Annotated in this window: 9 protein-coding genes; 7 read left to right on the forward strand and 2 right to left on the reverse strand. The window is 72.8% G+C overall.

What is annotated here, in order from left to right; translation table 11 throughout:
- The first annotated feature begins 258 nt into the window (after positions 1–258).
- The 5 genes from HCC61_RS00105 (at position 259) to HCC61_RS00125 (ending at position 7,490) form a co-directional block, all read left to right on the forward strand.
- On the forward strand, positions 259–975 hold the full coding sequence (locus HCC61_RS00105) for a hypothetical protein (RefSeq protein WP_169133154.1): 717 nt from the start codon (positions 259–261) through the stop codon (positions 973–975).
- The gene (locus tag HCC61_RS00110; protein ID WP_169133155.1) at positions 972–3,230 is read left to right on the forward strand and encodes a glycosyltransferase; all 2,259 of its coding nucleotides are present in this window, start codon (positions 972–974) and stop codon (positions 3,228–3,230) included. Before HCC61_RS00105 ends, HCC61_RS00110 begins: the two co-directional genes overlap by 4 nt.
- The gene (locus HCC61_RS00115; RefSeq protein ID WP_169133156.1) at positions 3,227–4,546 is read left to right on the forward strand and encodes an acyltransferase; all 1,320 of its coding nucleotides are present in this window, start codon (positions 3,227–3,229) and stop codon (positions 4,544–4,546) included. Before HCC61_RS00110 ends, HCC61_RS00115 begins: the two co-directional genes overlap by 4 nt.
- A 97-nt stretch (positions 4,547–4,643) precedes the next feature.
- Positions 4,644–6,068: a nitrate/nitrite transporter gene (locus HCC61_RS00120; protein ID WP_169133157.1), complete on the forward strand. Its 1,425-nt coding sequence runs from the start codon at positions 4,644–4,646 to the stop codon at positions 6,066–6,068.
- Between the two features lie 87 nt (positions 6,069–6,155).
- Positions 6,156–7,490 (forward strand): uroporphyrinogen-III synthase, encoded by a 1,335-nt coding sequence (locus HCC61_RS00125; RefSeq protein ID WP_240968323.1) that lies wholly within the window; start codon positions 6,156–6,158, stop codon positions 7,488–7,490.
- 122 nt (positions 7,491–7,612) lie between these two features.
- Here the strand turns inward: HCC61_RS00125 and HCC61_RS00130 are convergent, their stop codons facing one another.
- The gene (locus tag HCC61_RS00130) at positions 7,613–8,128 is read right to left on the reverse strand and encodes a DUF4190 domain-containing protein (RefSeq protein ID WP_206321913.1); all 516 of its coding nucleotides are present in this window, start codon (positions 8,126–8,128) and stop codon (positions 7,613–7,615) included.
- Positions 8,129–8,532: 404 nt separating this feature from the next.
- Here HCC61_RS00130 and HCC61_RS00135 point away from each other — a divergent pair, with 404 nt between their 5' ends.
- The gene (locus HCC61_RS00135; protein WP_240968325.1) at positions 8,533–10,965 is read left to right on the forward strand and encodes a UvrD-helicase domain-containing protein; all 2,433 of its coding nucleotides are present in this window, start codon (positions 8,533–8,535) and stop codon (positions 10,963–10,965) included.
- A 325-nt stretch (positions 10,966–11,290) separates the two neighbouring features.
- Here HCC61_RS00135 and HCC61_RS00140 read toward each other — a convergent pair whose 3' ends face one another.
- On the reverse strand, positions 11,291–11,497 hold the full coding sequence (locus HCC61_RS00140) for a cold-shock protein (RefSeq protein WP_169133158.1): 207 nt from the start codon (positions 11,495–11,497) through the stop codon (positions 11,291–11,293).
- Positions 11,498–11,837: 340 nt separating this feature from the next.
- On the opposite strand from HCC61_RS00140, the gene HCC61_RS00145 reads away from it, so the two are divergent.
- A complete protein-coding gene (locus HCC61_RS00145; protein WP_169133159.1) occupies positions 11,838–13,319 on the forward strand; it encodes an NAD-dependent malic enzyme in 1,482 nt (493 codons plus the stop codon).
- Positions 13,320–13,444: the final 125 nt, after the last annotated feature.

Below are 13,444 nucleotides of genomic sequence, written 5' to 3' on the forward strand. Positions count from 1 at the left end.
CAGGCTCGCGGTCAACGTCTCGGGGGCCAACCGGTTTTCGCGCGGGCGGAGCCGGCGGGCAAGCGGGCAGTGGTTGCGGCGTGACCCCGGAAGGATCACGCGGGCTGGATTCGGCTTGTCACCGTGTTGTCACAGCACTGTCCAATGAATAGGCAAAAAACCCTACTAGTCACTTTTATCCCTTCACATCTCCGATACATTTTCTCCCTCGATCAGGAGGGGGCGTGCTCACCCAGGGTGGGAGGGCGCGAAGTGAACATGGCAGACAACTCCGAGGGGCAGCCGGGCAGCGGCACCGCCCCCGTCTTCGTGGACAACAGCGGTGGCAGGCGGCGCACTTGGCGCCGTCTCGGTCTGGCGGCGGGCGCCGTCGGCGGCGGCTACGCGCTCGTCGTGGCGCTGAGCATGATCGGTGGAAGCTCCGACGCCCCCTGGGGAGTGCTGATTCCGGGAGCGGACGACGGCTCGGCTGTGCGCGTCATACCGGAGGGAGACGACGGGGCGGCGCGGAAGCAGCCGCCGGGGCCGGCGACGGGTACGGGCGAGCCGGGCTCCGGCGCCTCCGCCTCGGCGGGCGCGCCGGGCGCCGACGGAGCGCGTACGCGGGGCGGTTCGTCCGCGAAGGACGCGCAGGCGGACGCAGCCGGCGCCGCGACCGCCGGCAGGAAGTCTGCCGGCAGCGGCCAGGCAGCCACCGCCGGCGGGGGCGGCAACGGCGGTACGGCGGGCGCCGACGGCGGCCAGGGCGGCGGCGGTTCGGTCCTTGGGCCCGCAGACCCGCCCGCCGAGCCCGCGAGCGGCGGGGCCGGCGGCTCCACCGGCGGCGTTCCCGAGGATCCGGGGACGGCACCGGACGACCCGTCCCCCTCGCCGTCCCCGTCCGAGAGCGGCGGCCTGCTGGGCGGCCTCCTCGGCCAGCTCACCGGCAGCGCGTCCGGTGCCGGAGGCGACACCGACGCGGCAGGTGCCGGATGAGGCACAGGCACGCGGCGGCCCGGCCCCGGCGCCCCCGGCTGCCCCTGCGTTACCTGCTGCCGTCCGTACTGCTCGTCGTCGTCGTGGTGATGCTGCTGCTGCGCGGCTACGTGCACAGCGAATTCCTCGCCGACCACCGGGTGCGTCCACCGGCCCCGACCGGCACCGTGCCCGAGGAGGTTCTCTCGGGCGGGCCGGTGCTCGACGCGCGCGGTGAGAAGCCCGTCAGCCACCGCGTGCCGGACCGAAAGATCGTGCTCACCTTCGACGACGGCCCCGACCCGGAGTGGACGCCGAAGATCCTCGACAAGCTCGCCCAACACCACGCGCACGCCGTCTTCTTCGTCACCGGCACCATGACGGCGCGCTACCCGGACCTGGTGCGGCGGATGGTCGACGAGGGCCACGAGGTCGGGCTGCACACCTTCAACCACCCGGATCTCTCCTACCAGCCGGCCTCCCGGGTCGATCGTGAACTCGCCCAGAGCCAGCTCGCGTTGGCGGGCGCGGCGGGAATACGTACGTCCCTGTTCAGGCCGCCCTACTCCTCGACGGCCGACGCCATCGACGACAAGTCGTGGCCCGTGATCCGCGAGGTCGCCGGGCGGGGCTACATCAACGCGTTCATCGACACCGACAGCGAGGACTGGGCACGTCCCGGAGTCGGCGAGATCGTGCGGCGCGCGATGCCGCGGCAGCCCGGAAAGGGAGCGGTCGTGCTGCTGCACGACTCCGGCGGCGACCGTTCGCAGACGGTGGCCGCCCTGGACCGGCTGATCCCCGAACTGCGAGCGCGTGGTTACGAATTCCCGCGGCTGACCGAGGCGTTGGGCGCCCCCAGCCCCCATACCGCCGTGCACGGGCCGCAGTTGTGGAAGGGCCGCGCCTTCGTCGGCGCGGTCGGCGTGTCCGAAAGCGTCATGGGCGTGCTCGTGGTGGCGCTGATCGTCGTCGGGTCCCTGGTCGTCGCCCGGTTCGCGATGATGCTCGTACTGTCGGCGGTGCATGCGCGGCGCGATCGGCGAAGGCGCCGGCACGACGGCACCCGCCCCCCGGTGACGCGGCCCGTGAGCGTGCTGGTGCCCGCGTACAACGAACGCGAGTGCATCGCGAACACCGTGCGCTCGCTCGTCGCGAGCGACCACCCGCTCGAAGTGATCGTCATCGACGACGGCTCGACGGACGGCACCGCCGCCATCGTCGAATCCCTCGGTCTGCCCGGCGTGCGCGTGCTGCGCCAGGCCAACGCGGGCAAGGCGGCGGCCCTCAACAACGGCCTGCGGCACGCCTGTTACGACCTGATCGTGATGATGGACGGCGACACCGTCTTCGAGCCGTCCACGGTGCGCGAACTGGTGCAGCCCTTCGCGGAGCCTTCCCCCGCCTCCGGCGGGAAGGCCGCGAGAGTGGGCGCCGTCGCCGGCAACGCCAAGGTGGGCAACCGGGGCAGACTCATCGGCGCATGGCAGCACATCGAGTACGTGATGGGCTTCAACCTCGACCGCCGCATGTACGACGTACTGCGGTGCATGCCCACCATCCCCGGCGCCGTCGGCGCGTTCCGGCGGGAGGCGCTGTTGCGGGTGGGCGGAATGAGCGACGACACGCTCGCCGAGGACACCGACGTCACGATGGCGCTGCAACGCGACGGCTGGCGCGTGGTGTACGAGGAGCGTGCGCGGGCCTGGACAGAGGCGCCCGGGAGCGTGAGACAGCTCTGGTCGCAGCGCTACCGCTGGAGCTACGGCACCATGCAGGCGATCTGGAAGCACCGGCGGTCCGTGCTGGAGCGCGGCCCGTCGGGGCACTTCGGACGGGTCGGGCTGCCTCTGGTGACGATGTTCACGGTCGTCGCGCCGCTGCTGGCGCCGCTGATCGACGTGTTCCTCGTCTATGGGCTGGTCTTCGGGCCGACGCTGCGCACGGCGGCGGCGTGGCTGGGCGTGCTGGCGGTGCAGGCGGTGTGCGCGGCGTATGCGTTCCGCCTGGACCGGGAGCGGATGACGCCTCTGCTGACGCTTCCGCTCCAGCAGTTGCTCTACCGGCAGTTGATGTACGTCGTGCTCATGCAGTCCTGGATCACGGCGCTCACGGGCGGGCGGCTGAGCTGGCAGAAGCTGCGGCGTACGGGGTTGCTGGGCGCGGCTCCGAGAGGACGGGCGGGACCGGCGGATGAGCCGGCGGTACCCGGGCCGGGAGCGTCAGGAGCAGCGCCGGGCGACCGGCGTGCACCCGAGAGGAGCGCCGTCGGATGAGCGGGAACCCGGTGCAGCCGCGCCCAGGGGTCCATGCGACGGCGGAGCCGCAGGCGCCCGTGCGGCCCAAGGAGCCCGTGCGGCCGCAGGCGCCGGTGGGCGCACCCGCCGCCGGACCGGCACCCGTGCGCGACCGCTATCTCGACCTGCTGCGCGCCCTCGCTCTGGTGCGCGTCGTCGTCTACCACACCTTCGGCTTCGCCTGGCTGACGTTCCTCTTCCCGTCCATGGGCGTGATGTTCGCGCTCGCCGGTTCCCTGACGGCCCGCTCGCTGGCCCGGCCCGCACTCGGCGTCGTACGCGGCAGGGTGCGCCGTCTCCTGCTGCCGATGTGGCTGTACGGGGCCGCGCTGCTCGGCGTGCTGTTCGTACAGGGATGGCGGCCCTGGCACGAGCCCGGTGGTGCGCTGCGGATGCTGTGCTGGCTCGTGCCGCTGGGCAGCCCGCCCTATCCCGAGGAGATCGGAGGCAACGGCGGCCTGCTGGACGTCACTTGGGCGATGGAGGCGGCCGGTCCCCTGTGGTACCTGCGGGCCTATCTGTGGTTCGTGCTCGCCTCGCCGCTGCTGCTGCGCGCCTTCCGGCGGCTGCGGTGGGCGACGCTGCTCGCGCCGCTCGCGCTGACCGCCGTCATCGGCACGGGCCTCGTCCGCGTGCCCGGTGAGACCGGCGAGGCGGTGACGGACTTCGCGGTCTACGGCTCCTGCTGGCTGCTGGGCTTCGCCCACCACGACGGTCTGCTGCGGCGGTTTCCCGTCCGCGCGGTGGCCGTGGCGGCGCCCGTGGCGATGGCGGCGGGCACGTGGTGGGCGTGCACACACCCCGGCGAGGACGGTCTCGACCTCAACGGCATTCCGCTCGGACAGGCCCTGTGGTCGTTCGGGTTCTGTGCGGTGCTGCTGCGCGTCAGCCCGTCCTGGCACCGGCTGCCGGGGCCGCTGCGCCTGCTGGAGCGCCCCGTCACGCTGGCCAACTCCCGTGCCGTCACGCTCTACCTGTGGCACCAGCCGGCACTGATCGCGACGGTGCCGCTGCTGGATCTGCTGTGGCGGATACCCGCGGTCGGCGACTCGGAGTCCGTGTCGCGAGCGGTGGAGAGCTCCTACGACGTGCTGATGTTCCTGGCCGTGTGGCCGCTGGCGGGGCTGCTGCTCGCGGCGTTCGGATGGGCGGAGGACCTGGCGGCACGGCGACCGGTCCGGCTGTGGCCCCGTACGAAGACACCGCCGGGACGGCCGCCCGGCACGGAGGCAGCCGGCTCCACGCACGCCGGGCCTCCTGCGCCACGGCTCACCGGCGCCCGCCGCCCCACGTGAGCGCAAGGTTTCCCGTACGACACCTCACGGCACGGCGCCGAAACGAGAGGTCCCTAGCTTCGGGCGCAGCACCCGACAAGCAGGGAGGCGAGGCGCCATGACCGCTGCAACCACCGCGCCGGACGGCACTGAGCCCGACGGCACACGCAGTACGCACACCGGCCGCGGGCCGGGCAAGGGCCGCTGGATCGAGAGCTGGCAGCCGGAGGACGAGACCTTCTGGCGGGAGACCGGTGAGCGCGTCGCGCACCGCAACCTCCTGCTGTCCGTCTTCTCCGAACACATCGGATTCTCCGTGTGGACGCTGTGGTCGGTGCTGGTGCTGTTCATGGGCCCCGAGTACGGCGTCGACCCGGCCGGGAAGTTCCTGCTGATCTCCGCCGCGACGCTGGTGGGGGCGGTCGCCCGCGTCCCGTACACCTTCGCCGTCGCCCGCTTCGGCGGCCGCAACTGGACGGTGATCAGCGCGAGTCTGCTGCTGATCCCGACGGTGGCGGCGCTGGTGGTGATGCGGCCCGGCACCTCGTTCGCGACGTTCATGGTGGTCGCGCTGCTCACGGGCGTGGGCGGCGGCAACTTCGCCTCGTCCATGACCAACATCAACTCCTTCTTCCCGCTGCGCCGCAAGGGCTGGGCCCTCGGCGTCAACGCGGGCGGAGGCAACATCGGCGTGCCCGTCGTGCAGCTCGCGGGACTCGCCGTGATCGCCACCGCGGGAGCCGGGCATCCGCGCGTGCTGCTGGCGATATACGTCCCGCTGATCGTGATCGCCGCCGTGTGCTCGGCACGCTGGATGGACAACCTCGCGCCCGTGCGCAACGACACCGGCGCCGCCCGGGAGGCGCTGCGGGACCGGCACACCTGGATCATGTCGTTCCTCTACATCGGGACGTTCGGCTCCTTCATCGGCTACAGCTTCGCGTTCGGGCTGGTGCTTCAGACCCAGTTCGCGCGTACGCCGCTCCAGGCGGCGTCGCTCACCTTCCTCGGGCCGCTGCTGGGTTCGCTGGTGCGGCCGGTGGGCGGGCAGCTCGCCGACCGGTTCGGCGGCGCGCGGATCACGCTGTGGAACTTCGCGGCCATGGGCGCGGCGACGCTCGTGGTCGTGGCGGCGTCGGTGCTGGAGTCGCTTCCGGTCTTCCTGGTGGGGTTCACCGCGCTGTTCGTACTGAGCGGAGTCGGCAACGGGTCGACGTACAAGATGATCCCGGCGGTCTTCCAGGAGAGGGCGCTGGCGGAGGCGGCGCAGGCCGGGGAGACGGCGGACGCCGGCGTCGCGGCGGCCGCCGCTGCCGACGGCCGCCGGCGCTCCGGCGCGGCGATGGGCCTGATCGGCGCCGTCGGTGCGCTGGGCGGACTGGGCATCAACCTCGCCTTCCGGCAGTCGTTTGAGACCGTGGGGACGGGGACGGCGGCATATCTGACCTTCCTGGTCTTCTATGCGGTGTGCTGCGCGGTCACCCGTGCCGTGTATCTGCGGCGCCCGGCAGCACCGGAACCGGCGGCGCCGGTTCCGGCGTAACGGCCGGGAAACCCCGGAGTACCGAGCCCGTCATCGGCTGTCGACAGGCTCGGTGCTTCGCACGAGCAGGGGCGGAGCGAGAAGGACATGCAAGAACGGCACGACGGGCGGCACGAGCGGGACGTGCACGGGGCGCCGGACGCGCAGGGCGGGCCGGACGCGCAGGACGAGTCTGACGCGCAGGGCGGGCCGGACGCGGACGGCGAGCAGGCTGTGCACGATGCCCGGCACGAACAGGGCGACGTGCCGCCCGGCGCCCGGAGCTCCCGGCGGACCGCCCCGCAGCAGGTCAAGCCCCTCGCCGGATTCACCGTCGGCGTGACCGCCGCGCGCCGGGCCGAGGAGCTGGGCGCGCTGCTGGAGCGGCGCGGCGCCGCGGTCCAGCACGCACCCGCGCTGCGCATCGTCCCGCTCGCGGACGACGGCGAACTCCTCGACGCCACCAAGGCCCTCGTCGAGCACGTACCGGACACCGTGATCGCGACGACGGCGATCGGATTCCGCGGCTGGGTCGAGGCGGCCGAGGGCTGGGGCTTCGGCCAGGAGCTGCTGAAGTGCCTCGGCGATACGGAGGTGCTGGCCCGCGGCCCGAAGGTGCGCGGCGCCGTACGCGCGGCGGGCCTGAAGGAGACGTGGTCGCCGGAGTCGGAGTCGATGGCGGAGGTGCTGGACCGGCTGCTCGCACAGGGCGTCGACGGCCGCCGCATCGCGCTCCAGCTGCACGGCGAGCCGCTGCCCGGGTTCATCGAGTCGCTGCGCGCGGCGGGCGCCGAGGTCGTCGGGGTGCCGGTCTACCGCTGGATGCCGCCGGAGGACATCGCCCCCGTCGACCGCCTCATCGACGCGACTCTCGCCCGCGGCGTCGACGCCCTCACCTTCACCAGCGCCCCGGCCGCCGCGTCCCTGCTGGAGCGGGCTGCACGCCGCGGCGTACGGGACGAACTGCTGCAAGTCATGCGTACGGAGGTGCTCGCCGCGTGCGTCGGCCCCGTGACGGCGGCACCGCTGGAGAACGAGGACGTGCCCACCGTGCAGCCGGAACGCTTCCGCCTCGGCCCCCTCGTACAGCTGCTGTGCACCCGCCTGCCCGGCCGGGTCCGGGCGCTGCCCGTCGCGGGTCACCGGGTCGCGATACGGGGGAGCGCCGCCGTCGTCGACGGCGAGCTGCGTACGGTGCAGCCCGCGGGCATGGCGCTGCTGCGGGCGCTGGCCCGCCGCCCCGGCTGGGTGGTGTCTCGGGCCGAACTGCTGCGCGCACTGCCGGGGTCGGGAACCGACGAGCACGCCGTGGAGACCGCCATGGCACGGCTGCGGACCGCCCTCGGCGACGCGAAGCTGATCCAGACCGTCGTCAAGAGGGGATACCGGCTGGCACTCGACACCGCACCGGACAGCGGCAAGTACGACGCCGCCGCGGACTGACCGCGAAGCAGCGGCCGACGGCGATGCGGGGATCGGCAGCGATGCCGGTACGGCCGGGAAGGCCGCAGACATCGGCGACGCACCATGCTCCGCACTCCGGGGCCCGGCGCCGCGGCCCGGGGCTACGGGCTGACGCTGTCCACGAAGTCCTTCTGGCACTGCTCCTGTTCGGCCTGCGTCGTCGCCTTCTCCACGCAGCTGCGCAGCTCGTCGTAGTCCCCGGAACTCAGCAGCGACACCGCGAAGACGAGCACGACCGTCGAACCGAGGAGAGCGAGGGTCCCGATGACCGCTCCGACCGCCGCGAGGGTGCCGTTCGTGGCCTCGCCGCGCCTGCCGCGCCGGAAGCCGACGATGCCGAAGATCAGCGCGAGCAGCCCGAGTACGACACCTCCCAGCACCGTCCAGAACAGCAGCGCGCCGATCAGCCCGAGAGTCAGCGCGGCGACACCGAGACCGTTGCGCGGCGGGCGGGAGAGCGCGGGGTCCCACATCGCGGGCCCACCGGGGCCGCCGGGTCCGGTCGGTCCGCCGGGACCACCGGGATCACCGGGACCGCTTGGCCCGCCCGGTCCTCCGCCCGGCGCGGGACCGCCCTTCCCCTCGTGTGCCTCTCCCCAGCTCTGCGGTGAAGTCATGGCGCGCCCTCCGGCGTAACCCGTCCCGGCCGGCCGCCGTCCGTGCGGCCGCCTGCCCGGCTGCCTGCCCCGCTGCCGCCCGGTTACTCCTGCGGGCCCGGACACCGGGCGGATGCACAGGGCGCCGTCGTTCGCGTACGGTTGACGGCTGCCCCTGGGTGAGCCCGTGAAATGCGCACGGCGGACGCCCACGGACGCCGGAGGGAAAGCCGGAAGGAAGCCGGACGCACGCATGCGGAAGCCGGCGGACGCAGCCGTCGGCACCAGCCACGGCGGCATCCGTCCCCGCCCGCCCCCGTCCGCTCCAGCCTGTGTCCCACCCGAGTCCCACCCGTGTCCCATCCGTCCTCGCCTCCTCGCCCCGGGCCGGCAGGGGCCTGAACCAGCAGAAGGGGGCCGCGTCGTTGGCAGCGCAGCACGATTCCGTCCGTGACCGGGAGATCCGCGAGGAGCAGCAGCACCTGGACGGGGTGTACCGCCGCCTCGAGGAGAAGATCCACGAGGCCGAGTTCCTGATGGACGACGCCTCGAAGCGGGCTCAGGTCGGCACCCCGGGTGCGCTCGCCGAGCGCGACGCCCAGGTCTTCCGCGCGGGTGTGCATCTCAACAGGCTGAACCGCGAGTTCGAGGACTTCCTCTTCGGACGCATCGACCTGCTGTACGGCGCGGACGCGGAGCGCGGCCCCGACGGGGCGTACACCTCGGTCGAGCCCGCCGAGGGCGCCGTACGTCCCGACGGCACCGCCGACATCGCCGAGACGCTGCACGTGGGCCGCATGGGCGTGCTCGACGCCGACTACACCCCGCTCGTCATCGACTGGCGCGCCCCCGCCGCCGCGCCCTTCTACCGTGCGACGCCGGTCGCGCCCGGCCGTGTCGTGCGCCGCCGGGTCATCCGCAGCAAGGGCCGCAAGGTCCTCGGCGTGGAGGACGACCTGCTGCGCCCGGAGGTCACCGCCAGCCTCGGCGGCGAGGAACTGTCCGTCGTCGGCGACGGCGCGCTGATGGCGGCGCTCGGGCGGGCCCGCGGGCACGTGATGCGCGACATCGTCTCGTCCATCCAGGCCGAGCAGGACATGGTGATCCGCGCGCCCGCCGCGTCCGTCACGGAGGTCGAGGGCGGCCCCGGCACGGGCAAGACCGCCGTGGCGCTGCACCGCGCCGCCTACCTCCTCTACCAGGACCGGCGCCGTTACGCGGGCGGCATCCTCGTCGTCAGCCCGACTCCGCTGCTCGTCTCGTACACGGAGGGCGTGCTGCCCTCGCTCGGCGAGGAGGGGCAGGTCGCCATCCGCGCCCTCGGCTCGCTCGTCGAGGGCGCCGAGGCGACCGCGTACGACGAGCAGCACGTCGCGCGGATCAAGGGCTCGCCGCGCATGGCGAAGGTGCTGCACCGCGCGGCGCGCGCCGCGCCGGCCGCCGGCCGGGTGCCGGAGACGCTGCGCGTGGTGGCCTTCCGCAGCCGTGTCGAACTCGGCGCCGCCGAACTGCGCCAGGTGCGCCGTCAGGTGCTCGGCGGCACCGCGCCCGTGAACCTGATGCGGCCACGCGCCCGCAAGTTCCTGCTGGACGCGCTGTGGGAGAAGTCCGGCGCGGAACGCCGCTACACCGATCCCGAGCTGGCGGCCGAGGCGCGCGAAGGGTTCGACGAGGACATCTCCTCCGAGGACGAGTTCGCCGCCTTCCTCGACGCCTGGTGGCCGGAGCTGACACCCCGTCTGGTGCTGGCGTCGCTCGCCGACGAAGCCGCCCTCGCCCGCGCCGCCGGGGTCCCCGTACGGCCGGGCAGGCCCGGGGCCTCCGGCGCACCGGGCCGCGGCGGAGGCCGTGCCCGCCGTCTGCTGGAGCGGGACGAGGTGACCGCCGTCTCCGCGTCCCTGCGCCGCCTCGGCGCCGACGGCGAGGGCCCGCTGTCCGTGCACGACGTGGCGCTCCTCGACGAGCTGCGCGTGCTGCTCGGCCCGCCGCCCAGGCCGAGCCGGCGCGAGGCGGAGGCCTCCCCCACGGAGGTGCTCGAACAGCTCACCGGCCTGGAGGAGTTGACCACCGCCGCCGACCGCGACCCCACCTCGCGCCGCGACCGCGCCGAGCGGCACACCGAGGAGCGCACCGACTACGCGCACGTCATCGTCGACGAGGCGCAGGACCTGACGCCCATGCAGTGGCGCATGGTCGGACGCCGCGGACGGCACGCCACCTGGACGGTCGTCGGCGACCCGGCCCAGAGCTCCTGGCCCGACACCCGGGAGGCGGACGAGGCGCGCTCCGAGGCCCTGGGCTCCCGTCCCCGCCGCCGCTTCGAACTGACCGTCAACTACCGCAATCCGGCGGAGATCGCGGAACTCGCCGACCGGGTGCTGGCCCTCGCCATGCCCGGCATGGCACCCCCGAAGGCGGTGCGCTCGACGGGCCTGCGCCCCCGATTCACCGCAGTACGGGGCGAGTTGGGCGCCGCCGTACGCGAGGAGGCGCAGCGCGCGCTGGCCGGAGTGGACGGCACGGTCGGCGTGGTCGTCCCGATGCACCGCAGGGAGGAGGCACGGCAGTGGCTGGCGGGCCTCGGCGAGCGCGTGGTCGCGCTGGGGAGCCTGGAGGCCAAGGGACTTGAGTACGACGCGACGCTCGTGGTCTCTCCCGCGGAGATCGCCGGCGCCGGACGAGAGGCGGGCACCGAGCGCGAGCCGGACGAGGCGCGGCCCGGCACCGGCGGCCCCGAGACGGCCGGACTACGGGTGCTGTACGTGGCCCTGACGCGGGCGACGCAGCGGCTGACTGTGCTGTCCGGGGAGCGGGATCTGCCGGACGCGGACGGCGTCCCGGAGCTGCTCAGGGACTGACGTGCAGAGCGGCGGACGGCGGGCGAGGGGCCGGCCGACGGGCCGTGGGAACGGGCCTTGGGAAGGGCACGCGCCGGGCGCCGGGAGGGCCGCGGGCGGCCGATGTGAATCGCCGCCGGTGAAGGGAATCCCTTCCAGAGGCTGTTTGTTAGCCTGGATGTGGCACCGGCCCGATCCATGCCCCCGGGCCCAACCATTGTCGCTTCGAGCGACCACTTGCCGCGAGGCGAGCTGGCGGGTCGGTGTCACCAAAGACTTCTCCAGCTTCAGCTTCCGGTGCTTCCGATTCGTTGAAGCTCTCCGCAGGGGTTCGCGTCTCCGGCCTTCAGCCGATGATGCGGACCCCTTCCGCCTGCGGGCCCTTGCGGCCCTCCGCGATCTCGAACTCGACCCGCTGGGTGTCCTGCAGACTGCGGTAGCCCTCTCCGTGGATCGAGCTGTAGTGGACGAAGACGTCCGGTCCGCCGTTCTCCTGGGCGATGAAGCCGTAGCCCTTCTCGGCGTTGAACCACTTGACGGTGCCCTGAGCCATTCCTGGTCTCCCTGTATGCATATGGGGTTTGCGGGCCGATCCTAGGCTGAAGTGGGGCGCTTTGAGGTGATTTGGGGCGTAGACACAGAGTTTCGCGCCCGTGCCGAAGCGGCCGCGGAAGCCTCTCCCGGAAAGCCGGGGGCGGGGGCGACTCGGGCGCCGGTATCTCGTACTGTGGAAGGCTCTTTCCGCGCTGGAGGCCCGTCCGGTTCAGGGGTTACCTCGTACCGGAGGGTAGGTGGGACGATCTGTTGACGCGCCCCACCCCCGGACGCCGATACTTCGGCGCCCCGGTCCGGTGCGGCACCACGCGTCAAGTGAAAGCAGAGGGAAGTCGGCCATGAGCGCGCCCAGCGTCTCCTACTCGATGACTGTCCGCCTGGAGGTTCCCGCAGGAGGGACCGCGGTCAGCCAGATCACCACGGTCGTGGAGTCGTCGGGCGGTTCGGTGACCGGCCTCGATGTCACCGCCTCGGGGCACGAGCGGCTCCGTATCGACGTCACGATCGCCGCGTCGTCCACCGCGCACGCCGACGAGATCGTGGCGGAGCTGCGCGGCATCGAGGGCGTCGTGCTCGGCAAGGTCTCCGACCGTACGTTCCTGATGCATCTCGGCGGCAAGATCGAGATGTCGTCGAAGCATCCCATTCGCAATCGCGACGACCTGTCGATGGTCTACACGCCCGGCGTGGCCCGCGTGTGCACACAGATCGCCGAACACCCGGAGGACGCACGGCGGTTGACGATCAAGCGGAACAGCGTCGCCGTGGTCACCGACGGCTCTGCGGTCCTCGGCCTGGGCAACATCGGGCCGCAGGCGGCGCTGCCCGTGATGGAGGGCAAGGCGGCCCTCTTCAAACGCTTCGCCGGCATCGACGCCTGGCCGATCTGCCTCGACACCCAGGACACGGACACGATCGTGGAGGTCGTGCGGTCGCTGGCGCCGGGCTTCGCCGGGATCAATCTGGAGGACATCTCCGCACCGCGCTGCTTCGAGATCGAGGCGCGGCTGCGTGAGCTCGTCGACATCCCCGTCTTCCACGACGACCAGCACGGCACGGCCATCGTCGTGCTCGCCGCGCTGTACAACGCGCTGCGCGTCGTGGACAAGCGCATCGAGGACATCCGCGTGGTGATGTCCGGTGCGGGAGCCGCGGGCACGGCCATTCTGAAGCTGCTGCTGGAGGCGGGCGTCAAGCACGCCATCGTCGCCGACATCCACGGAGTTGTGCACGACGGCCGCGAGGACCTCGTGGGCGAGGCCGAGGGCTCGCCGCTGCGTTGGATCGCGGAGAACACCAACTCCGAAGGCGTCACGGGCACGTTGAAGGACGCCGTCGTCGGCGCGGACGTCTTCATCGGCGTCTCCGCGCCGAACGTGCTCGGCGGCGAGGACGTGGCGCGCATGGCGGAGGGCGCGATCGTGTTCGCTCTCGCCAATCCCGACCCGGAGGTCGACCCGGCGGTGGCGCGCGAGACCGCCTCCGTCGTCGCCACGGGCCGTTCCGACTTCCCGAACCAGATCAACAACGTGCTGGTCTTCCCCGGTGTCTTCCGCGGTCTGCTGGACGCCCAGTCGCGCTCCGTCAACGACGAGATGATGCTCGCCGCGGCGCGCGCCCTCGCCGACGTCGTGCTCGCGGACGAGCTGAACCCGAACTACATCATCCCCAGCGTCTTCAACGAGAAGGTCTCCGGCGCCGTGGCGGGCGCCGTACGGGACGCCGCACGTGCCGCGGGCGAGGCGGCGATCACATCCGCGACCGCGGCCACGGCGACGACGGCCGCCGCCGCCACGGTGGGGGACGGGCCCGCGCGCTGAGCACGTTCGGGTGGCTCTGCACGTGGCCGCGGAAGCCCCGCTCGCGCGCCCGCCGGTGGTTTGCGCGGACCGGAAGGGGTACACGCGCCCGGTGAGTTCATGCCCGAAGCGGTCCGGGTCCCGGC

The sequence above is a fragment of the Streptomyces sp. HNM0575 genome (assembly GCF_012726265.1).
GTDB lineage: Bacteria > Actinomycetota > Actinomycetes > Streptomycetales > Streptomycetaceae > Streptomyces.

What these genes read in the sequence shown, in the direction of transcription:
- HCC61_RS00105 (WP_169133154.1), top strand. Translation starts at nt 259, where the DNA reads ATGGCAGACAACTCCGAGGGGCAGCCGGGCAGCGGCACCGCCCCCGTC.
- HCC61_RS00110 (WP_169133155.1), top strand. Translation starts at nt 972, where the DNA reads ATGAGGCACAGGCACGCGGCGGCCCGGCCCCGGCGCCCCCGGCTGCCC.
- HCC61_RS00115 (WP_169133156.1), top strand. Translation starts at nt 3,227, where the DNA reads ATGAGCGGGAACCCGGTGCAGCCGCGCCCAGGGGTCCATGCGACGGCG.
- HCC61_RS00120 (WP_169133157.1), top strand. Translation starts at nt 4,644, where the DNA reads ATGACCGCTGCAACCACCGCGCCGGACGGCACTGAGCCCGACGGCACA.
- HCC61_RS00125 (WP_240968323.1), top strand. Translation starts at nt 6,156, where the DNA reads ATGCAAGAACGGCACGACGGGCGGCACGAGCGGGACGTGCACGGGGCG.
- HCC61_RS00130 (WP_206321913.1), bottom strand. Translation starts at nt 8,128, where the DNA reads ATGACTTCACCGCAGAGCTGGGGAGAGGCACACGAGGGGAAGGGCGGT.
- HCC61_RS00140 (WP_169133158.1), bottom strand. Translation starts at nt 11,497, where the DNA reads ATGGCTCAGGGCACCGTCAAGTGGTTCAACGCCGAGAAGGGCTACGGC.
- HCC61_RS00145 (WP_169133159.1), top strand. Translation starts at nt 11,838, where the DNA reads ATGAGCGCGCCCAGCGTCTCCTACTCGATGACTGTCCGCCTGGAGGTT.